19 protein-coding genes are annotated in these 19,695 nt (G+C 72.1%); 8 read left to right on the top strand and 11 right to left on the bottom strand.

Going from position 1 to position 19,695, the window contains the following annotated elements; translation table 11 throughout:
• Positions 1-7: 7 nt before the first annotated feature.
• Together AB0I32_RS03075 and AB0I32_RS03080 are read right to left on the bottom strand one after the other, a co-directional pair.
• Positions 8-847, bottom strand: coding sequence for a hypothetical protein (locus AB0I32_RS03075; protein ID WP_357502752.1), 840 nt, complete (start codon positions 845-847; stop codon positions 8-10).
• On the bottom strand, positions 844-1,137 hold the full coding sequence (locus tag AB0I32_RS03080) for a hypothetical protein (protein WP_357502754.1): 294 nt from the start codon (positions 1,135-1,137) through the stop codon (positions 844-846). The genes AB0I32_RS03075 and AB0I32_RS03080 overlap by 4 nt, the downstream gene beginning before the upstream one ends.
• A 132-nt stretch (positions 1,138-1,269) precedes the next feature.
• On the opposite strand from AB0I32_RS03080, the gene AB0I32_RS03085 reads away from it, so the two are divergent.
• The 3 genes from AB0I32_RS03085 (at position 1,270) to AB0I32_RS03095 (ending at position 3,709) form a co-directional block, all read left to right on the top strand.
• The gene (locus AB0I32_RS03085) at positions 1,270-2,301 is read left to right on the top strand and encodes a protein kinase family protein (protein ID WP_357502756.1); all 1,032 of its coding nucleotides are present in this window, start codon (positions 1,270-1,272) and stop codon (positions 2,299-2,301) included.
• A 342-nt stretch (positions 2,302-2,643) separates the two neighbouring features.
• Positions 2,644-3,177: an RNA polymerase sigma factor gene (locus tag AB0I32_RS03090; RefSeq protein WP_357502758.1), complete on the top strand. Its 534-nt coding sequence runs from the start codon at positions 2,644-2,646 to the stop codon at positions 3,175-3,177.
• A 55-nt stretch (positions 3,178-3,232) separates the two neighbouring features.
• The gene (locus AB0I32_RS03095; RefSeq protein WP_357502760.1) at positions 3,233-3,709 is read left to right on the top strand and encodes a redoxin domain-containing protein; all 477 of its coding nucleotides are present in this window, start codon (positions 3,233-3,235) and stop codon (positions 3,707-3,709) included.
• Between the two features lie 13 nt (positions 3,710-3,722).
• On the opposite strand, the gene AB0I32_RS03100 is transcribed toward AB0I32_RS03095, so the two are convergent.
• The 3 genes from AB0I32_RS03100 to AB0I32_RS03110 all read right to left on the bottom strand — a co-directional run bounded on the left by AB0I32_RS03100 (position 3,723) and on the right by AB0I32_RS03110 (position 6,640).
• Positions 3,723-4,598 carry an oxygenase MpaB family protein gene (locus tag AB0I32_RS03100; RefSeq protein ID WP_357502762.1) on the bottom strand — a complete coding sequence of 292 codons (876 nt, stop codon included), beginning with the start codon at positions 4,596-4,598 and terminating at the stop codon, positions 3,723-3,725.
• A 34-nt stretch (positions 4,599-4,632) separates the two neighbouring features.
• Positions 4,633-5,499, bottom strand: a complete 867-nt coding sequence (locus AB0I32_RS03105) for a formate/nitrite transporter family protein (RefSeq protein WP_357502764.1) — start codon at positions 5,497-5,499, stop codon at positions 4,633-4,635.
• A gap of 202 nt (positions 5,500-5,701) precedes the next feature.
• Positions 5,702-6,640, bottom strand: coding sequence for a Ppx/GppA phosphatase family protein (locus AB0I32_RS03110; protein WP_357502766.1), 939 nt, complete (start codon positions 6,638-6,640; stop codon positions 5,702-5,704).
• 158 nt (positions 6,641-6,798) lie between these two features.
• Between AB0I32_RS03110 and AB0I32_RS03115 the strand changes: the two genes are divergently transcribed.
• Complete coding sequence (locus AB0I32_RS03115) at positions 6,799-7,872, top strand: LacI family DNA-binding transcriptional regulator (RefSeq protein ID WP_357502768.1); 1,074 nt, start codon at positions 6,799-6,801, stop codon at positions 7,870-7,872.
• On the opposite strand, the gene AB0I32_RS03120 is transcribed toward AB0I32_RS03115, so the two are convergent.
• Positions 7,812-9,647 (bottom strand): ABC transporter ATP-binding protein, encoded by a 1,836-nt coding sequence (locus AB0I32_RS03120; protein ID WP_357502770.1) that lies wholly within the window; start codon positions 9,645-9,647, stop codon positions 7,812-7,814. The genes AB0I32_RS03115 and AB0I32_RS03120 overlap by 61 nt on opposite strands.
• A 131-nt stretch (positions 9,648-9,778) precedes the next feature.
• Here AB0I32_RS03120 and AB0I32_RS03125 point away from each other — a divergent pair, with 131 nt between their 5' ends.
• Positions 9,779-10,339, top strand: coding sequence for a helix-turn-helix domain-containing protein (locus AB0I32_RS03125; RefSeq protein ID WP_357502772.1), 561 nt, complete (start codon positions 9,779-9,781; stop codon positions 10,337-10,339).
• 13 nt (positions 10,340-10,352) lie between these two features.
• On the opposite strand, the gene AB0I32_RS03130 is transcribed toward AB0I32_RS03125, so the two are convergent.
• Both AB0I32_RS03130 and AB0I32_RS03135 read right to left on the bottom strand, forming a co-directional pair.
• Positions 10,353-11,453 carry a Gfo/Idh/MocA family oxidoreductase gene (locus AB0I32_RS03130; protein ID WP_357502774.1) on the bottom strand — a complete coding sequence of 367 codons (1,101 nt, stop codon included), beginning with the start codon at positions 11,451-11,453 and terminating at the stop codon, positions 10,353-10,355.
• The gene (locus AB0I32_RS03135; protein ID WP_357502776.1) at positions 11,438-12,142 is read right to left on the bottom strand and encodes a ThuA domain-containing protein; all 705 of its coding nucleotides are present in this window, start codon (positions 12,140-12,142) and stop codon (positions 11,438-11,440) included. Before AB0I32_RS03135 ends, AB0I32_RS03130 begins: the two co-directional genes overlap by 16 nt.
• A 141-nt stretch (positions 12,143-12,283) precedes the next feature.
• On the opposite strand from AB0I32_RS03135, the gene AB0I32_RS03140 reads away from it, so the two are divergent.
• Positions 12,284-13,321, top strand: coding sequence for a substrate-binding domain-containing protein (locus AB0I32_RS03140; protein ID WP_357502778.1), 1,038 nt, complete (start codon positions 12,284-12,286; stop codon positions 13,319-13,321).
• A gap of 115 nt (positions 13,322-13,436) precedes the next feature.
• On the opposite strand, the gene AB0I32_RS03145 is transcribed toward AB0I32_RS03140, so the two are convergent.
• A complete protein-coding gene (locus AB0I32_RS03145) occupies positions 13,437-15,167 on the bottom strand; it encodes an acyltransferase (RefSeq protein ID WP_357502780.1) in 1,731 nt (576 codons plus the stop codon).
• 27 nt (positions 15,168-15,194) lie between these two features.
• The gene (locus AB0I32_RS03150; RefSeq protein WP_357502782.1) at positions 15,195-16,232 is read right to left on the bottom strand and encodes a DNA topoisomerase IB; all 1,038 of its coding nucleotides are present in this window, start codon (positions 16,230-16,232) and stop codon (positions 15,195-15,197) included.
• Positions 16,233-16,308: 76 nt separating this feature from the next.
• On the opposite strand from AB0I32_RS03150, the gene AB0I32_RS03155 reads away from it, so the two are divergent.
• Complete coding sequence (locus tag AB0I32_RS03155; protein ID WP_357502784.1) at positions 16,309-17,568, top strand: hypothetical protein; 1,260 nt, start codon at positions 16,309-16,311, stop codon at positions 17,566-17,568.
• Positions 17,569-17,615: 47 nt separating this feature from the next.
• Positions 17,616-18,065, top strand: coding sequence for an SRPBCC family protein (locus tag AB0I32_RS03160; protein WP_357502786.1), 450 nt, complete (start codon positions 17,616-17,618; stop codon positions 18,063-18,065).
• A gap of 131 nt (positions 18,066-18,196) precedes the next feature.
• On the opposite strand, the gene AB0I32_RS03165 is transcribed toward AB0I32_RS03160, so the two are convergent.
• Positions 18,197-19,663 carry a non-reducing end alpha-L-arabinofuranosidase family hydrolase gene (locus AB0I32_RS03165; RefSeq protein WP_357502788.1) on the bottom strand — a complete coding sequence of 489 codons (1,467 nt, stop codon included), beginning with the start codon at positions 19,661-19,663 and terminating at the stop codon, positions 18,197-18,199.
• Between the last annotated feature and the right edge of the window lie 32 nt (positions 19,664-19,695).

The following is a 19,695-nucleotide window of genomic DNA, read 5'->3' on the forward strand; positions in this document are numbered from 1 at the left end:
TGTCCAGTTAACCGATGAGCCGCAGGTCGGTGATGGTGCCGCTCGCGACGAGCGCGACGTACAGGTCGGTCAGGATCAGGGAGGCGAGCGTGGTCCACGCGAACTGCGCGTGCCGCGTGTTGAGCGCCGACACCCACGTCCAGAGCCGGTAGCGCACTGGATGCTTCGAGAAGTGCGTGAGGCGGCCGCCCATCACGTGCCTGCACGAGTGGCACGACGCCGTGTAGCCCCACAGCAGCACCACGTTCACGAGCAGCACGAGGTTGCCCACACCCACGACGAACCCGTCCGTCGGATGCCGGAACGCGACGAGCGCGTCGTAGGTGTTGATCACCGAGATGACCACCGCGACGTAGAAGAAGTACCGGTGGGCGTTCTGCAGGACCAGCGGGAAGCGGGTCTCGCCGTGGTACGTCGCGTGCGGCTCCGGCACCGCGCACGCCGCGGGCGCCAGCGCGAACGACCGGTAGTACGCCTTGCGGTAGTAGTAGCAGGTCAGCCGGAACAGCAGCAGGAACGGCAGGCTCAGCGCCGCGTACGGCAGCAGCGGGTGGTCCGGGAGGAACATGCCGAAGTGCGACGAGCCCGGCTCGGACGCGCACCCGAACGAGACGCAGGGCGAGTAGAACGGCGTCAGGTAGCGCTCGTCCGCGAAGAAGTACTGCTGCTGGAAGGCCCGGACCGTGGCGTAGACGAGGAAGATCAGGATGCCGACAGTGGTCGCCAGCGGCGGCAGCCACCACCGGTCGGACCGCAGCGTGCGCGCCTCGACGGCGGCCCGGCCCGGGCTGTCCACACCTCGCGCGCCGGTCCTTCGCCCTCCGACGCCGCGTGCGGTGGTCGTCACGAGCGGTCGCCGTGGTAGCCGCCGAGCCCTTCGTCGTCGGCATCGCTGAACATCGTCTCGTCCAGGGGCGTGTCAGGCACGACGACGTGCTCCGGCACCCGCCCCGAGGCCCTCACCTGCCGCAGGGGCTCCGCCGACAGGAGCTCCGCCGCGTCGATCTCCAGCCGCTCGAGGTCGTTCACGAGCCGGCGTACCTCCGGCGCGTCGCCGAACGCGCTACGCACCACGGCCACGCTCTGGCGCAGCTGCTCGATCGAACGGCGGAGCGTGGCAATCTCGGTGGTCGTCATCGGGCACCTCCGTTGGCGACGCGCCCCACGACGGTGTGAGGTGCGTCACCACAGACTCTGCCGTGAACGCGCTGGTTAGGCAAGGGCGGCGCGCGCGTCGACGCCATCTCCGCACGTGAGAGGCTGGCGGCCATGTCCCGCACCGCCCGTCTCGCGGCCCACGGCGCCGCGTCCACAGCCCTGTCGCTGTACAGCGACCGCGGGTTGCGCGAACTCCTGGACGCCGCCACGCCCATCGGTTCCGGCATCGGCGGGCAGACGCTCCTGCTGGACGTCGAGGGCACCCCGGTGTTCGTCAAGCAGGTGCGCCTCACCGACCTCGAGCTCCGGCCTGAGAACGTCCGCTCGACCGCCAACCTCTTCGGGCTGCCGACCTTCTGCCACTACGGCGTCGGCACCATCGGCGGACCGGGGTTCGGGGCCTGGCGGGAGCTGGCCGCGCAGATCATGACGACGAACTGGGTGATCGCGGGAGATCACGAGGGTTTCCCCCTGATGCACCACTGGCGGGTGCTGCCCGACCGGGGCCGGCCACTCCCCGAGGAGCTGGCCGACGTGGACCACGCCGTCCACTACTGGGGCGGCGGACCGGAGATACGGCGCCGGATACAGGCCCTGCAGGAGTCCTCGGCGAGCATCGTGCTGTTCCTGGAGTACATCCCGCAGAACCTGCACGACTGGCTGGGCGTCCAGGTCGAGGCCGGCGGCGAGGTCGCCGAGCGGGCCTGCGCCATGGTGGAGGACGAGGTGGACGCCGGCATCTCGTTCATGAACGCCCGCGGGCTGCTGCACTTCGACACCCACTTCCAGAACATCCTGACCGACGGACAGCGGCTCTACTTCGCCGACTACGGGCTCGCGATCTCGTCCGGCTTCGAGCTCAGCCCCGGTGAGGCCGCCTTCTTCGACGAGCACCGCGGGTACGACCGGAACCTCGCGCTCACGCACCTGGTGAACTGGCTGGCCGTCGCGCTGTACGGCTACGGGCCGGAGGAACGCAGGGAGTTCGTGCGCTCCTGTGCCGAGGGCGTGACCCCGGAGGGGACGCCGGCGGGTATCGCGGCACTCCTGGTCAAGCACGCGCCGGTCGCCGCGGTCATCGGGGACTTCTACCGCCGGTTCCAGCGGGTGAGCCGGGAGACGCCGTACCCGCTGGTCCCGTAGGGCCCGATCATTGCCCCGGCAGCCGAGCTGGTGTGGGATAGAGCCTCTGCCCCGGCCTCAGACGACCGGTAGCCAGCGAGGAGGACCGTGCCTGGTACATCCCAGCCTGTGGAAGGGCCAGAGGGCGGCGACGCGGCCTGCTGGCTCTCCGAGATCTGCGCGGAGTGCGGTGCCCTCAACGAGTCCCCGACGGGACCCTGCTGGCGCTGCGGAGCCGCCCGTGACAGCGACGTAGGAACGGGGTCCTGAATCCTTTTGCCCTCGTACCGACTCTTATAGGCGCCGGGACACGCTCGGCACTCGAGGAGGTCACGGTGAACGTCTGCACAGTGAGGCCGAGGCATGGCTGAGACCACCTGGCCCCGGGAGTCGCTGATCGTCGCCGCACAGGGCGGGGACACGGCCGCCATCGCCGCACTGGTCTCGGGATCGCACCCGCACGTGCAGCGGTTCGCACGCACCCTGTGCGCCTCGCCCGAGGACGCCGAGGACTCCGCGCAGGAAGCCCTGATCATCCTGTACCGCAAGATCGGGACCCTGCGGGCCTCCGGTGCGCTCGTGTCGTGGATGTTCCGGATCGTGCGCAACGAGTGCCTGCGGCGGGCCCGCCAGGCGCTGCGCGGCGACCCGGAGCTGGTGCCGCCCGGGACCACGGTCTCGGCGGAGGACGACGTCCTGCAGCGGCTGGAGGCGGAACGCGTGGCTGCGGCCGTCGCCCAGCTGCCCGCCGACCAGCGCCGGGTCCTGATCATGCGGGACGTCCAGGGCTACGCCGGCAAGGCCGTCGCCGACACGCTCGGTCTGAGCACTGCCGCCATGAAGTCGCGCCTGCACCGGGCCCGGACGACGGTCCGCGAGCTGCTGCTGCACGGCTGACGTCATAACTGACGAACGACCCCGGCCATCTCACACCACCTCACCTGGAGTCCCCATGCTCGAAATCGGATCCGTGCTCCCCGACCTGGAGCTCGAAGACACCGCCGGGCGCCCCGTCCGCCTCGCCGACTACCGCGGCACGGACAATGTGCTGCTCTACTTCATGCGCTCGGTCACCTGCCCGGTCTGCGCCATGCACGTCAAGGACCTCGCCACCCGGGCCGCCGACCTGGCAGCGGCCGACGTGCGCGTGCTGATCGTCGTCCCCGAGGGCCGGAGCGAGGCGGCGGTCTGGGAGGCACGCCGTGAGCTGCCGTTCCAGGTGGTGACAGGCAGGCACGGCTCACCCCACGAGGCGGTGGGGCTGATGCGGAAGGTGTTCGGCGCCATGCAGCAGTCGGGCAGCCTCCTGGTCGACCGCGACGGGGTCGTCCGCCACGCGCGGGCGGCGACCATGCCGACCGGCAGCTACGACCGGAAGGGAATCACCGAGGCGATCGCCGACCTACGGGTGGCGGACCCGCGCGGCTGACTCGGCTGCCGGGTCACCATCGACGCCCCTCCCGGGAGACGCCGTCCATGCCCCAGCGGACGGCCCGGACGGCGACTCCCCCGGCGGGGCCGCCCAGGACCCGGCTGAACCGGGTGTCCACGCCGAGCTCGGCGCGGGCCCAGTCGGGCAGCAGCGCCACGGCCCCCGCCGCGAGCAGGCGGTAGGGAGCGCGCGCCGACCAGGGCAGCGGCGGCTCGCGCAGCAGGAACCGCGCCGTGTCGAGCGCCGCGGGCGTGGCCTCCAGCTCGTCGCGGTAGGACGCCAGGCGGTCGGCCAGCTCGGCCACCGTCTCCGGGACGTCCTCCGCGCCGAGCGCCCGCGCGACCCGGCCCGACTGCGCGACGTACTCGTCCGCCTCGGCCGGGTCCAGCGGCCGCACGCCGTAACGCTGGTGGGCGGTCAGGAACGAGTCGGCCTCCGCGACGTGCACCCACGTGAGCAGGTGCGGGTCGCTCGCTCGGTACGTGCGGCCGTCCGGCGCCTTGCCCCGTACGCGTGCGTGGACGGCGCGCACGCGGTCGACCATCTCCTGGGCGTGCTCCGCCGTCGCGAAGGTCGTGTAGCCGAGGAACGTCGAGGTGCGCGCGAGGCGCCCCCACGGGTCCCCGCGGTAGCCGGAGTGGCCGGCCACACCCGCCATCGCCAGCGGGTGCAGCGACTGCAGCAGCAGCGCCCGCAGCCCGCCCACGAACGTCGCCGAGTCGCCGTGGACCAGCCGGATGGGACTGTCGGGCGGGAACCAGCGGGGTCCGGGCGTGAGGTGGATCCGGTCCCGCGCCTCGTACCCGCCGGGCCCGGCGACCCGCATGAACAGCGCGTCCCCCACCCGGGCGCGCAGGCGTTCGACGGGGTTGGTGACAACCGACATACCGCCAGTATCCGCCTCCCCGGACGGGGGTGGGTCAGACCAGCTCGCGCTCGCGTTCCGGCGTCGGTTCGGCCGCGGTCCCGACGAGCGCCACCGGACGTCGGTCAGGCGCCGTCCGGTAGTGCGTGGCGTACAGGACCAGCCCGACGAAGGTGAGCCCGCCGACCAGGTTGCCGATGACCGTCGGGATCTCGTTCCAGACCAGGTAGTCCATGATCGTGAAGTCGGCACCGAGCAGCAGACCGGACGGGAACAGGAACATGTTCACGATCGAGTGCTCGAACCCCATGTAGAAGAACAGCATGATGGGCATCCACATCGCGACGACCTTGCCGATCACGCTCGTGGAGATCATCGCGAACACGACGCCCGTCGACACCATCCAGTTGCACAGCACGCCGCGCACGAACAGCGTGAGCATGCCGGCCGCGCCGTGGTCGGCGTAGCCGACGGTCCGGCCCTCGCCGATGACCCCGATCGCCTGGCCGACCTCGCTGGGCTCGGTCGAGAAGCCGTACGTGAAGTAGATGGCCATGAGGACGGCGACCATGATCGCGCCCGCCAGGTTCCCCACGAACACCAGGCCCCAGTTGCGCAGCACCGCGCCCACGGTGACCCCGGGCCGCTTGGCCAGCCACGCCAGCGGTGCGAGCGTGAAGACGCCGGTGAGCAGGTCGAACCCCAGCAGGTAGAGCATGATGAAGCCGACCGGGAACAGGATCGCGCCGAGCAGCGGCTCCCCCGTCTGGGTGGACACCGTCACGGCGAACGCAGCGGCGATCGTGAGCAGCGCCGCGCCCATGAACGCTCGGATCAGCGTGTCCCTGGTCGACAGGTGCACCTTCGCCTCGCCGGCGTCGATCATGCGGGTCACGAGGTCCGCGGGCTTCACGTGGGTCATGGTTCTCCCAGTTCCAGGGGCGGCTGCCGCGCTCGGGGCAAAGTTGGTCAGAGCGCCACCATGCGGTGGCGCCCTTCCCCGGAAGGGTCGCGAACCCGCGTTTCGCCTCGCGAGCCGCGGCGTTACGTTCGCGGCGCTTTTTCCTCACCGCCTGCTGCCCGACGCCGAGAGCCGTGCGCCCGGTGCCGGTGGACGCTCCCGTCTAGCCGACGCTGATGTGCGGCATCTGGTCGAGCCGCTGCAGGATCACGCCCTCGCGCAGCGCCCAGGGGCAGATCTCGAGCTCGGTCAGGTCGAAGACGTCCATGCACGCCTCCGCGACGAGCGCACCGGGCACTATCTGGTGTGCCCGGCTCGGCGAGACCCCGGGCAGCCGGGCCAGGTCGTCCAGGCTCGTGCGCGTCAGGTCGTCGATCCGGTCCCGCAGCGCGTCGAGCGACAGCACCCGGCGCACGAGCGGACCCTCCGCCGCCGGCGCCGCGCCGCAGATGCGCGCCAGCGAACGGAACGTCTTGGACGTCGCGGCGGCGCGGTCGGGCCGTCCGGCCCGCAGCAGAGTCCCGGCGTTCTGCGCTATCTCGGCACGGAGGTCACGGCGCAGGGCGCGCAGCGCGTCGGCGTCGGGCGCCACGCGGAAGTGGCTGCGGGCCAGGCGGGCCGCCCCGAGCGGGAGCGACCACGCGGCGCCGGGCGCCTCGTCGGCGCCGCCCGCGATCTCGAGCGAACCGCCGCCGATGTCGAACACGGCGAGCCGCCCGGCCGACCAGCCGAACCACCGCCGCACCGCCAGGAACGTCAGCCGGGCCTCGTCCTCGCCGCTCAGCACCTCGAGCCGCACCCCGGTGCGCTCGTGCACCGTCTTGAGCACCGTCTCGGAGTTCACCGCGTCGCGTACCGCCGACGTCGCGAACGCCAGCGTCTCGGCGCAGCCCCTGTCCTCCGCCAGGCGCACGGCCTGTGCGGTGAACTCCACGAGGGCCTCGACGCCCGCCGGGCTGACGGCGCCGTCGTCGTCCAGGTGCTCCGCCAGCCGCAGCGGCTCCTTGTACGAGGAGGCAGGGAGCGGCGCCGCGCCACCATGGGCGTCGACCACCAGCAGATGTCCTGTGTTGGACCCGATATCGAGAACGCCCAGACGCATGGAGCAGACGGTACCCCGACGGACGCCGTCCACCTGGTGTGCGCCCGCCGTCCGCCCACCTGAATTACCTTCGGCGGCCTGCCCGCGCCGGACCTACGCTTGCCGCGACGCAGGTGAGACGTAGGTGTGGTGCAGGGGGACGCCAAAGGAGGCGCGCAGTGGTCCGACACACGGTGGGCCGACGCGAGGACGTCGCACGCCTCGCGGGCGTGTCGGCCCGCACCGTGTCGAACGTCGTCAACGGCACCGTGCAGGTCTCCCCCGCCACGCGCGAGCGGGTGCTCGCCGCGATCGAGCAGCTGGACTACCGGCCGAGCGAGGTCGGGCGGATGCTGCGGTCCGGGCGGTCGGGCATGGTCGCGCTGGTGGTCCCCGACCTGGACAACCCGTACTTCGCGGAGCTCGCCCGCAAGCTCGGCGAGGAGGGCCGCCGCCACGGGTACACGCTGATGATCGAGCAGACCGCCGGCGTGCGGGAGCGCGAGCGAGAGCTGCTCGCGCGGGCGGACACGAAGGCGGTGTTCGACGGGCTCGTCGTCAGCCCGCTCGCGCTGACCGACGGCGACCTGTCCAGGGCATCCAGGACGCGGCGCCCGGTGGTGCTGCTCGGCGAGGAGCCGCACCCCGGCTTCGACCACGTCCAGATCGACAACTCGGCGGCCGCCCGGGACGCCGTCCGGCACCTGCTGGCCACCGGCAGGGAGCGTGTGGTGGCCGTCGGCGCGCAGCGCAGCCAGGCGTCGTCGAGCTCGCTGCGGCTGGCCGGGTTCGAGGAGGCGATGGCGGGCGCGCCGTGGGCCTCGGCGGACGTCGCCTACGTCGGCTCGTTCACCAGGCGCGCCGGGGCCGAGGCGACGCGGCGGATCCTGCGCGGGCGCACGCTGCCCGACGCCCTGTTCTGCTTCTCGGACCTGCTCGCCCTCGGGGCGCTGCGCGCGCTCCACGATGCGGGCATCTCGGTGCCGGAGCAGGTGGCAGTCGTGGGGTTCGACGACATCGAGGACGGCAGGTACAGCACGCCCGGCCTCACCACCGTCTCGCCCGACAAGGCGGCCATCGCCAAGGATGCGATGGCCGCCCTGGTCGGACGGATCGGCGGGGACGACGGCGAGCCGCGCCGGATCCTCGCGCCGCACCGGCTCGTCGTCCGGGAGAGCTCAGGTCGGGGAGCTCAGGCCGCGGGAGCAGCGACGCTCGTGTCCAGCCGTAGCGCCGCGACGAGCTCCCGGTAGAGCTCGTCCCGTTCGAGCAGCTCGGTGTGCTGGCCGACCGCACGCACGCGGCCGCGTTCGAGCAGCACTATCTGGTCGGCGTCGATGACCGTCGAGATCCGGTGCGCGATGGTCACGACGGCGCCGGTGCTCGCGACCTCCCGGATCGCCCCGGCGAGGGCGGCCTCGGTCAGGCCGTCGAGCTGTGCGGTCGCCTCGTCGAGCAGCAGGATGTCCGGCCGGGCGACCAGCGCCCGCGCCACCGCGACCCGTTGCCGCTCGCCGCCGGAGAGCTGCGAGGCGCTGACCTCGGTGTCGAGGCCGTCCGGCAGCGCAGCCACCCGCTGGCTGAGCCGCAGGGCGTCGACCGCGGCCCAGATCTCGGCGTCGGTGGCGTCCGGGGCGGCGTAGGCGAGGTTCTCCCGCAGCGTGCCGGGCACTATCGGGGTGTCCTGCTCGACGTACGCGATCCGGGAGCGGATCTCGTCGGTGGTCAGCTGTGCGTACGGCAGCCCGTCGAGCTCGACGCGCCCCTCGTCCGGGCCGAGGAACCGGAGCAGGAGCGACATGATCGTCGTCTTCCCCGCGCCCGACGGCCCGACGATCGCGGTGTGCCCGCGCCGTGGGACGTCGAGGCTCACGCCGTCGAGCGCTGGGGCGGCAGCGACGTCCGAGCCGGCGTAGCGGTACGTGACCTCGTGCAGCCGCAGCACCGGGGGCGCGTCGGCGTCGGCGGGCACGTCCGGGCCGGGGCGCGGTGTGCCACCGGCGGAGGCGACGTCGTCGGTCTCCAGCTCCATCTCCTCGACGTCGGCGATCCGGGCGGCGGCCGCGAGCCCGGACTGCAGCGACGTCAGCGACATCGTCAGGAGCATCACCGGCATCATCAGCTGGAACACGTACAGCAGGAAGGCCACGAGCGTGCTCACTGTGATCGCGTCGGTGGAGACCCGCCATGCCCCGACGCCGAGCAGCAGCATCACCGCCAGGTTGACCGCGACGCCGGTGATCGTCCACGACACGTTCTCGAGCTTGACCGCGCGGATTCCGCTCCGGGCGGAGGCCTCGGCATGGCCGGAGACCCGGTCGGTCTCGCGCGACTCCGCCCGGGCGGACTTCACGGTCCGCAGCGCGCGGACGACACCCTCGAGGCGTCCGCCGAGCGCACCCACGTGCTCCTGCGCCTCCTGCTGGGCCTTGGACAGCCGCGGCATGAGCGCCACGACGCTGATCCCGGCGATGAGCAGGACCACTACCGTCACGCCGAGCAGCACGGCGTCCAGGTAGGCCATGAGCACTATCGCGCCGACGAGGCCGATGATCCCGTTGACGAAGTTGACCACGCTGGACGTCGTCGCCTCGCGGATGAGCAGCGTGTCCGAGGTGACGCGGGTGACGAGCTCGCCGGGCGCGCGGGACGTGACCTCGGGGACCCGGGCGTGCAGCAGATGGCGGACGAGGCCGGTGCGGGCCGCGAGGATGATCCGCTCGGCGAGGGTGCCGAGCATGATGCCCTGGACCAGCCCCATGACGGTTCCGGCCACCAGCAGGATACCGAGGATCGTGATCGGGGTGCGCAGGGAGGCGGACGTCTCGAGCCCGTCCAGCACCGCCTTGGTCACCAGCGGCGTCACCAGCTCGGCAGCGGTGCCCAGCGCGCCGAGGATCAGGGCGACGACGAGCACTGCCTTGTGCGGGCGCGCATAGGCCCAGAGGATGCGCACCTTGTCCTGCGTGGTCCGGTCGTGTGTGGTCCGGTCGTTCGTCGCTCGTTCGGTAGTCCCGCCGTCTGGCACGTCACCGCTCCATCTGCTCGGTTCATCTGGTCGATGTGGACTGCTGCACATCCGCGACCCATCCTGCGACACCACTGTCGCATTTAGCAACTGAATTGTTTCTTCGGGTGGGACCACATACTCTCGGCCACGTGACGACGGAGCAGACAGAGCGAGGGGCGCGCGCACGGACCCGGCAGGCGGTGCTGGACGCGGCCGCATCCGTGTGGGCGCGTGACTTCTCCGCGTCCCTGAGTGCCATCGCCGAGCGCGCCGAGGTCAGCCGCTCGACGCTGCACCGCTATTTCACCGACCGCCAGGCCCTCGTCGACGCCCTGCTGCTCGACTCGCTGGCGCGGCTGGAGACCCTGGACGACGGCGCGTCCGCGCCGGCCTCGGCGATGGACACCCTCGAGCAGTACCTGCGCGCGGGCGTCGCGATGGGCGACCGCGTCATCTTCCTGTTCTCGGACCCGAACAGGTTCGACGGCAACCCCCACTGGTCCGCCGAGGACGGCGACGACGAGATGCGGGCGCTGATGGACAGCGCCCGCACCGAGGGGTCCATCGCGCCCGGGATCCCGACGTCGTGGGCGGTCTCGCTCTACTACGCGGTGCTCTACACGGCCGCCGAGGTCAGCAACCAGGACCTGCCGCGGCACCTCGCCGCCGACCTCGCCGTGCAGTCGTTCCGGCGCAGCGTCGCGCCCTGATCCTCCGCCCTGCTCAGCCCTTGCGGATCCCGCCCGGCGCGTCCGACAGCGGAACGGGTGCGGGCCGGTCGCACGTGCTCTCGACGGTCACGGCGGTCCCGCTGCCCGCCGACGCGAGCAGCGACGTCATGATGTCGAGCACGTGGTACGCGACGTCTCCGTTCGCGCGGGCGGGTGCACCCTGCGGCGTGGTCGCGAGGTCGGCGACGCCGTAGCCGCGCCCCGCGTCGCGATACCCCGCGCTGGGCGGCAGGGTCTGCCACTCACCGTCGAGCTCGTGGAGCTGGACGTCGCCGTCGAACCTGTTGGGGTCCGGGACGATCAGCGATCCGGCCTGGCCGTGGACCTCGATCTCGGAGGCCCGGGTGGCCACGGAGTCGAAGCTCATCACGAGGGTCGACAGCACGCCGGACTCGTGCCGGAGCACGCCGGTGACGTGCGTGTCGACGTCGACGGGGATGACGGCGCCCTGGCGCGGCCCGGAACCGATGGTGCGCGTGGCGCGGGTATGGCTCGCGGTGCCGACGACCGACGCAACCGGACCGAGCAGCGTGACCAGCGTCGTCACGTAGTACGGCCCCATGTCGAGGAGCGGGCCGCCGCCGGGCTGGTAGTAGAAGTCGGGGTTCGGGTGCCAGCGCTCGTGGCCGGGCGTCATCATCGTGGCGGTGGCGGCGACCGGCTCGCCGATCGCGCCCCCGTCGATGGCCGCCCGCGCCGTCTGCACGCCGGTGCCGAGCACGGTGTCCGGCGCGCAGCCCACCCGCACCCCCGCTGCCCGGCCGGCCTCGACGACGACGCGCGCGTCGTCGAGCGTGGCCGCCAGCGGCTTCTCGCCGTACACGTCCTTGCCCGCGGCGATCGCCTTGAGCGCGATCTCGGCATGGGCGGCCGGGATCGTGAGGTTGAGGACGAGGTCGACCTCGGGGTCGGAGACCAGCTCGTCGACCGTCAGTGCCCGCGCGCCCTGCTCGGCGGCGACCGCCTCCGCGCGGGCCGCGTCGAGGTCGGCGACCGCGACGACCCGCACGGCCGCGAGCCGCGCGAACGCGGAAAGATACTGGCCGGAGATCGCGCCGAGGCCGACGATCCCCACTCTCAACGGCTGGCCCACAGGATGCCCCTCTCGATGATGGTGCGGACGTTCGGGTCGCTGACCGTGGCGAGGTCGTGGCCGGGCGTGGAGACGAAGACACGCCCCTGGCCCCACCGGCGGGTCCAGACGGCCGGGCTCGTGACCGGCCGGTGCCACGCGTCGAAGTCGCGCGCGGCGACGGTGGTGGTCGCGAGCACGTCGTTGTAGTCGTCGGACAGCACCCAGTACTGCTCCGTCGTGAGCTCGAAGCTGGAGATCCCCGCGACGATCGGGTGGTCCGCCCGCTCCGGCACGATGTCGATCGTGTGCCGCAGAAAGTTGTCGGCGGCCTCGCCGGCCAGCTCCTCCGGGGGAGCCTTCGGCGGGTGCGTGGCGAACTGCCCGCCGATCAGCTGGAGGTAGTCGGAGCTGCTCCGGTACGAGTCGGCGATCCCGCCGTGCCACCCTGCCAGCCCCGTGCCGTTCCGCACGGCGGCGATCAGGCCGCGCAGCTCGTCACCCTCGATGGTGTTCATCGTGTTGGTCTGGACGACGACGTCGACGCCCGCCACGTAGTCGGCGTCGGCGTAGACCGCAGTCGTGTCCTCGATCCGCACGTCGTACCCGTGCTCCTTCAGGAACGGGACGAACGAGTCGGTGGTCTCGACGGGCTGGTGCCCGTCCCATCCCCCGCGCACGATCAGGGCGCGCTTCGTCGAAGTGTTCATGTACAGCTCGCTCCCATAGTTGCGCAACATTGAGCCCGGCGGAGTGCCACATCGCTTCGCCCCCTTTGATACAGCAACCGTCAGGCCGGATCAAGAGGCAGAATGTTGCGCAACTTGCGCGGGCCTGGCTAAGGTCACCGCATGCAGAGCTCACGCCGGACGACCCTCGCGGACGTCGCGCGGGCGGCCGGCACGACGGTGCCCACCGTGTCGAAGGTGCTGAGCGGCCGGTCCGACGTCTCCGCCGAGACCCGCTCACGGGTCATGGGCATCGTCGCGGAGCTCGGGTACCGCGGGCGGTCCGGCCGGGACGCGGCGACGCGCGGGGCGCAGTCCCCGTTCGTCGACCTCGTGCTCAGCGGCGTCGAGGGCACGTGGGCGAACCGCGCGCTGAGCGGCGTCGAGCACGCGGCCGAGGAGGCAGGGGTCGACGTCGTCGTCTCCGTCGCCCGGCCGCCGGACGACGCCTGGCTCACGCGCCTGCTCGCGCGGCGGCTGCGGGGCGCGGTGCTGGCCCTCGTCGACACCACGAGCGAACAGCTCGCGACGCTCGCCGCGGCGCGGGTGCCGATAGTCCTGCTCGACCCCGTGTCGCAGCCGCCCGGCACCGTCGCGAGCGTCGGGGCCGCCAACTGGGCAGGGGGCCGCGCCGCGGCGGAGCACCTGCTCTCGCTCGGCCACCGGCGCTTCGCCGTGCTGGCCGGACGGCGCACGCACCTCTACAGCCAGGCCCGCATCGACGGGTTCCGCTCGGCGGTCACCCAGGCCGGCCACGAGCTGCCCGACGAGCGCATCGCGCACACCGACTGGCAGCGGGCGAGCTCCGCCGCGCAGGCGACGCAGCTGCTGCGGGACGCCCCTGGGCCGACGGCCGTCTTCGCCTGCTCCGACACCATGGCGCTCGGGGTGTACGACGCCGCGGCGGCCCTGGGCCTGCGCATCCCCGAGGACGTCAGCGTCGTGGGTTTCGACGACTCCCCCGAGGCGCAGTGGGTGACTCCCGCGCTCACGACCGTGCACCAGCCCATCGCGGAGATGGGGTCGGCCGCGCTGCGGATGCTGCTGCGCCTGAGCGCCGAACCACCGGACGCCGAACCGCCGCACGTCGCGCCGCGCGAGGAGCTCGCCACGCGGCTCGTCGTCCGCGGGTCAAGCGCCCCGGTGCCTGAACGGCGGTGAATCCCCGGGAGAAGGTACGAATTCGAGGTCGCTTGCTGTCAGTAGACGTTGTCTACACCGAGCAACACACTTCGGATTCGCACAGTTCCCCCGGCCCACATCAGCCCGGCCCGGATCAGCGCTCGCTGACCGGCGCGAGCCGGACCAGCGGGTCCGGGCTGTGCACGCCGCGCGGCCGGTAGCCGAGGTCGTCCGCGAGGCCGAGGTAGTCCGCCAGCAGCCAGACGATGCTCAGCCACATCTCGGTGCCCTGGAGCCCGGCCACGGCGTCGGCGGCGTCGCTCGCGGGGGCGAAGGCGAACCCCGCGCCGTCGACCCAGCTGCGCAGCGCCCGCCGCAGCTGGCCGCGCGCCCACGCCTCGCCCTCGGCGCGGCGGTGCCCGGTCTGCCTGGCCGCGAGCCAGAGCGGGTGGATGACGTCGAGGACGTTGCAGGCGGTGTACCCGTCGGGCGTCGCCAGGTAGGGGTCGGCCGCGTGCTCCAGCACCGTGTCGACCGCGGCCTCCGGATAGGGCAGCGGCAGCCCGAGCTGAGCGTACGAGCCGCGGGTCAGCCGGTAGAAGCCGTTCACCGCCTGCAGCCAGCGCGGCGCGGGCTGGGGTGCGCCCCACATGCCGGTCTCCGGGCTCGCGGAGGCGGACAGCCAGCCCATGAGCCCGTGGAGCGGGCCGACGCCGCCGTCGGCGAGCTCCGCCGAGAAGTCGGCGATGTTGAGGGCGCACGCCGTGGCGAGCGCGTCGACGGCCGCGCCGCTCCCCCACGCCTGCGCGCCCCAGTCGCGCGCCTCGAGCGCGCTGACGACCTCGCGGTCGCTCAGCGCGTGCACCGCACGGATCGGGTGCGGCAGCCGCCCGCCGAGGAGCCGGACCGCGTAGCCGACGCTGAGGACGTGGTAGCTCGCGGGGCCATCCATGGGGTCGAGCGGCTCGTCGGACACCGTCGACGGTGCCGGACCGGACAGGCCCTCGTCGGAGAGGTCGCCCGCCGGGATCAGCCCGGTCGCCGGATCCTGCCGGGCGGTGAGGCGGCGGACCAGGTCCGCGGCGGAGAAGCCCGGCGGCGGCGCGTCGAGCAGCAGGTCGGCGATCTCGACGGCGTCGGCCCAGGGCCGGACGGCGGGCTCGAGCGCCCCTGCGAGCGCCGTCGGCCGGTCGATGAACCGGCCGTCCTCGAAGCAGCGGGCGAGCAGGGCGCCGGCCTGTGCACGCGCCCGCCCCGCGAACGCCCGCAGCTCCGTGGCGAGGTCCGTGGCGAGGTCCGGCGCCGAGTCGCCGCGGGTGTCCGTCCGACGGTCCCGCAGGACGCGTGCCGGGTTGCCCGCGACGACCGCCCAGTCGGGCACGTCCTTGGTGACGACGGAGCCAGCGCCGATGATGACGTGGTCACCGACCGTCACGCCGTCGAGGATCGTGGCGTTCGAGCCGATCCAGACGTCGTCGCCGAGGGTGATGCCCTTGCTCCAGGTGCCCTGCTGGTGGATCGGCCGGTCGGTGGCCATGCTGTGGTTGAACCCGAGGATCGACGTGTGCGCGCCGATCCGCACGCCGTCGCCCATCCGGATCTCGCCGCGGACCACCGCGTAGGGGTTGATCGAGCAGTCGGCGCCGATCGTCAGGTCGCCCGTGACGTAGGCGAGCGCCGCGATGTAGGTACGGTCGCCCACCGTGAGGCGGTCGCAGAAGACCGCCGCGTTCGGCGCGACGAAGACGCCGGTGCCGATGTGTGCGCCGTCGGCGACCAGCTCGCGCCGGCGTGCCTCCTGCGCGACGCCCTCCTCGGACGTCGGGTCGTACTCCCAGGGGAAGAAGTCGATTCGTCGGACGCCCTCGGCCGTGGAGTGATGCACGACCGCAACCCTATCCTTGGGCCGGCCTCAGGCCGCGGGCGCCTCCCAGGTCTCCTCGGCGGCGGTCAGGAACTTCAGGAGCGCGCGCTCGTCGGCGTCCATCCAGCGCGACCCGCGGGAGGCGTTCGCGCCGGACCGTTCGATCAGCTCGTCGAGCTCCGCGCGGTCGTCGGCGAGGATCGCGGGGTGGATGTAGCTCTTGCGGCACACCGCAGGGGTGTTGTGCAGGTGGGCGGCGGCGATCCGGACGGCCTCGGCACGCTGCGCGTCGTGCTCGCGCCGGGTCGCCGGTTCGAGGTGCCGCAGGTGGCCGAAGGCGACGGCGCTCGCGCCCCACGTCCGGAAGGTCTTGGCCGTGTAGTCGGCCGACGTCACCCGGCCGAGGTACTCGTTGACGTCGCGTGACCCGATGCTCCGTACCTCGTCGCCGTCCACGTACTGCAGCAGCCGCTGACCGGGCAGCTCCCGGCAGCGGCGCACGATGTTCGCCACCCGCCGGTCGTGGACCACCACGTCGTGCGGCGTGCCCGACTTGCCGCGGAAGCGGAACCGCACCTCGGCGCCCTCGACGGTGGCGTGCCGGTTGCGCAGCGTCGTCAGCCCGAACGACTCGCCGGACCGCACGTACTCGTCGTTGCCGACCCGGATCAGCGTCTCGTCCAGGAGCCGGACGACGGTGGCGAGCACCCGGTCGGCGCCGAGCTGCGGTGAGCGCATGTCGGCGTCCACGCGCTTGCGCAGGTCCGGCAGCATCGCGCCGAACTCCGCCAGCTCGTGGAACTTGGCGGCGTCGCGGTACTCGCGCCACCGGCGGTGGTAGAGGTACTGCTTACGGTTCTTGGCGTCGCGCCCGGTGGCCTGGATGTGCCCGGCGGGGTCGAGGCAGATCCACACGTCGGTCCACGCGGGCGGGATGACGAGCGAGCGGATCCGCTCGAGCGCCTCCGGGTCGGTGACCCTGGCCCCGCTGTCGTCCACGTACGAGAACCCCTTGCCGCGTCGCCGCCGCCGGATGCCGCCGTCGGCGTCACAGCTGTGGGTGAGCAGCTCGTCGATATCGCCCATCGCCTCCCCCTCCTCGTGCCTCCAGCCACTATGGACCGGTCGGCTGCCGCTGGCATCCCGCGCGTACGCTGCCGCCGTGATCGATACAGACAAGCCGTCCGGTGAGCACTGGACCAACGCGTTCCCCCAGGTAGCGGAGCGTGCCGCGGCGCTACTCGGCGTCGATCTCGCGACGGTCGCGCGGCATCAGCGTGTGGTGCCCGGCGGCTTCCACGTGTGGACCCCGGGCCGGGGCGGTGCGCAGACGATCGTCGGGTTCGACGGCTCGGCGATCGTGCGCGAGTCGGCGTTCACCGGCCAGGAGCTCCTGGCCGGCTTCGCGGCAGGCCAGCGCGACGACGCGGCCATCGGCGAGACCCCGATCAACCATGCGGCGTCGGCGGTCGCGGCCATGATCGGCGTGCTGCACGGGGAACCCGGGCGCACGGCGACCCCGTCCGGGCCGAGCGAACAGGAGCTCGCAGGCCTGATCGGCGCACCGTTCCACCAGACCACGCCCGAGGAGCTGACCGCGCGGCTGCGCGCCCGCGGCGCGGGGGCGTACTCGGTGGTGGGCATCGATCGCGCGCACGGCCCGGGCCACTGGTACGTCGCACACTTCGACGGCAACGACGTCCGGCTCCTCGACCCGATCGCGAACCGGAGCGTCGACTGGCCGTCGGCCGGCACCGACGTCGTCCGGTGGTGGGCCGACGGCGAGCCGACGACGCCCCCGGCGACCGTCGTGCTCGACGCACGCTCCGCCCACGGCCGGCGCGTCTGGCTCCGGACGACATCCTTCCTCGCTCCGCAGGCCCGCGGCCTCGTGGACTGGTTCGCCGCGCAGCCGCCCGAACGCGTCACCAAGGGCCTCGGGGTGTGGCACGGCTTCTGGTGGTCCGCCCTGTCGCAGGACGGCGACGACCTCCGGGTCGCCGCGACCGACCTCACCAAGCCGGGGATCGAGACCATGACGTGGGACGTGGACCCGATGCTGGAGGCGCTGCGGCACCAGGCCGAGATGGCGGCGTTCTGCAAGGTGACCCGGGAGTCGATCCGCTTCACCGCGAACGTGCGCGTCTACGACGGCGCGTTCGACGCCCCGGAGATCCACGTGCGCCGCTACACCCCGTCCGACGACGCCTCCGGCTGGGTCATCACGCCGTTCGCCGAGCAGCCGCGCGGAGGCACCACGCTCGTGCCCGCGCACGAGGTCTGGCGCAGGGCCCCGCACCTCGTCCGCTACCTCGGCCTGCCCACCGGGTTCCATGCCGTGTGGTCGAACGGCGGCACCAGCCGCATCTGGGACCCGGCCGGCGCCGTCGTCTGGGACGCCACGGCGCGCGCCGCCACCTGACCTGCGCCGGGGTACGGTCGTGTCCGAGAGCACGACGGAAGGCAACGATGAGCACCGAGACCCCACGCCACAGCGTCACCGCGACGACCCACATCGCCGAGCCGCCCGAGCGCGTCTGGGCCGAGCTCATGCACCCGGGTGCGCGATGGATGCTCGGCGCCAACATCGAGACGGACTTCCAGCCGGGCAGCCCCATCACGTTCGAGGGCCACTTCTTCGGCCGCGTGTTCGCGGACAAGGGCACGGTCATCGCCGTCGAACGGCCGAGACTCCTGCACTTCACGCACTTCGCGCCGCTGAACGGCCTGGACGACGTCCCCGAGAACTACCACGACATCCGCATAGTGCTGGAGCCCGACGACGGCGGCACGCTCGTCACCGTCGTCGAGGAGAACATCGACACCGAACGGCACGCGAAGGCCGCCGAGGGGTACTGGAAGGACGCGCTCGCGACGCTCGCGCACCGCGACGGCGGGACCCGCGCGTCCCACGACTAGACCGCCGGCGCACGACTTCGGTCGCTTGCACTGAGATCGGTCGGTTGATTGACCGATCTCAGCGCAAGCGACCGAAGTCACGTAGCGCACCCAGCGACCGACCGAAGTCGAACGGCAGCTGGGCGAACGCCCTACCGCTGGAGCGTCAGCAGGCCCGGCCGGTACGGGAGCAGGCCGTAGTCCACCCCGTCCGAGCTCGGCGAGCGGCCCTGGTACAGCAGCTGCAGGTTGCAGGGGTCGACGGTCATGGTCTGGTCGGCGTTGGTGCGCAGGAGCTCACCGTGGCTGATGTCGTTGGTCCAGGTGGCCCCGCTGTTGGCCTTGCCGGCGAACGGGTTGCTCTCCGTGGCGGCCTGCGGGGTCCAGGAACCGGAGAGGCTGGTCGCCGTGAACGAGCGGAAGTACCGCCCGTTGGAGCCGATGGCCTCGACGATCATCAGGTACTTGTTCTGGTCCTTGAGCTTGTAGACCTGAGGGGCCTCGAACAGGTTGTTCGTGGTGTCGCTCATGATGGTCTGGTAGTTGCTGCCGAAGTTCCCCGGGAAGTTCCCGATCGACATGCTGGCCCGGTAGATCTTCCCGTTGTCACCGGCGAAGAACAGGTACATGTTCGTACCGTCGCCGATGATCGTCTGGTCGATCGGGCCCGTGCCCGAGCCTGTGATGGACCCGGTGAACAGCGGGCTCGCAGCCGACCAGCCGTTCGGGTTCGTGGGGTCGCTCGAGGTCCGGTACATGAACGGCGACGGGCCCCACTGGTAGGTCAGCACCCAGATGTTCCGCGGGGCGAAGTAGAAGAGCGACGGTGCCACCGTGCCGGAGGACATGGCGTTCTGCGAGGCGCTCCCCATCTGCGAGTAGTTGGAGAAGAGGCTGAAGTTCATCGAGCCCCAGGACGTGCCGAAGTCGTGCGTCGTGGCGTAGACGAGCTGCTGGCCGTTGTACGGAGCCACGGTGAAGTCCTTGAGCGAGACCCAGCCGGACCTCGGGTTCGCCAGGACCCCGGTGGACGACCAGCGGTAGCTGGACGGCAGGTCGCAGGACGTCCCCGTGTTGCTGACGAGCGAGGCGTCGTCGATGTAGAGGTTGTCGGTACCGGCGGCCGTCTCCACGTAGTACGTGGCGGACGACAGCGTCCCGGACCAGGACACCGTCGTGGTGCCGGTCAGCTGCGTCCAGCCGGACGAGTTCACGTTCCCCTGGGCCAGGTTGACGTAGCTCGTCGTGCCGCCCGCGGTCAGCGCCAACGTGATCCGGCCGGTCGGGGTCCCGCTCTGGGAGCGCACCCACACGCTCGCCGTATAGCTCGTGTTGTTCGTCAGCGCGGACGTGACAGTCTGGGCGGGGCCGTTCCACGCGGCGGTCCGGCCCGTCCGCGACAGGGCGCGGGCGCCGCCATGGACCGGGCTGGTGGTGGACGCCACCGTGCCCGCGCCGAAGGCCGACCAGCCGGTCGTGCCGTTCTCCAGATCGCCGTTCGTGAGCAGGTTGGCGCTCGCGGCGGCCGCCGGGGCGACCTCGGACGGCAACGCCGCCGCCGGGGCGAGCACCAGGGCCGCGGTCAGTGCCAGTGCAAGTCGTGCGATGGACTTCCTCATCCTTCGCTCCTCTTCCGTGAGAGCGCAGCCTG

Source organism: Promicromonospora sp. NPDC050249 (genome assembly GCF_040656015.1).
Taxonomy (GTDB): domain Bacteria; phylum Actinomycetota; class Actinomycetes; order Actinomycetales; family Cellulomonadaceae; genus Promicromonospora.

Coding starts and splice junctions, on each gene's coding strand:
- AB0I32_RS03080 (WP_357502754.1), bottom strand. CDS start 1,137: ATGACGACCACCGAGATTGCCACGCTCCGCCGTTCGATCGAGCAGCTG.
- AB0I32_RS03085 (WP_357502756.1), top strand. CDS start 1,270: ATGTCCCGCACCGCCCGTCTCGCGGCCCACGGCGCCGCGTCCACAGCC.
- AB0I32_RS03090 (WP_357502758.1), top strand. CDS start 2,644: ATGGCTGAGACCACCTGGCCCCGGGAGTCGCTGATCGTCGCCGCACAG.
- AB0I32_RS03095 (WP_357502760.1), top strand. CDS start 3,233: ATGCTCGAAATCGGATCCGTGCTCCCCGACCTGGAGCTCGAAGACACC.
- AB0I32_RS03100 (WP_357502762.1), bottom strand. CDS start 4,598: ATGTCGGTTGTCACCAACCCCGTCGAACGCCTGCGCGCCCGGGTGGGG.
- AB0I32_RS03105 (WP_357502764.1), bottom strand. CDS start 5,499: ATGACCCACGTGAAGCCCGCGGACCTCGTGACCCGCATGATCGACGCC.
- AB0I32_RS03110 (WP_357502766.1), bottom strand. CDS start 6,640: ATGCGTCTGGGCGTTCTCGATATCGGGTCCAACACAGGACATCTGCTG.
- AB0I32_RS03135 (WP_357502776.1), bottom strand. CDS start 12,142: ATGAACACTTCGACGAAGCGCGCCCTGATCGTGCGCGGGGGATGGGAC.
- AB0I32_RS03140 (WP_357502778.1), top strand. CDS start 12,284: ATGCAGAGCTCACGCCGGACGACCCTCGCGGACGTCGCGCGGGCGGCC.
- AB0I32_RS03150 (WP_357502782.1), bottom strand. CDS start 16,232: ATGGGCGATATCGACGAGCTGCTCACCCACAGCTGTGACGCCGACGGC.
- AB0I32_RS03160 (WP_357502786.1), top strand. CDS start 17,616: ATGAGCACCGAGACCCCACGCCACAGCGTCACCGCGACGACCCACATC.
- AB0I32_RS03165 (WP_357502788.1), bottom strand. CDS start 19,663: ATGAGGAAGTCCATCGCACGACTTGCACTGGCACTGACCGCGGCCCTG.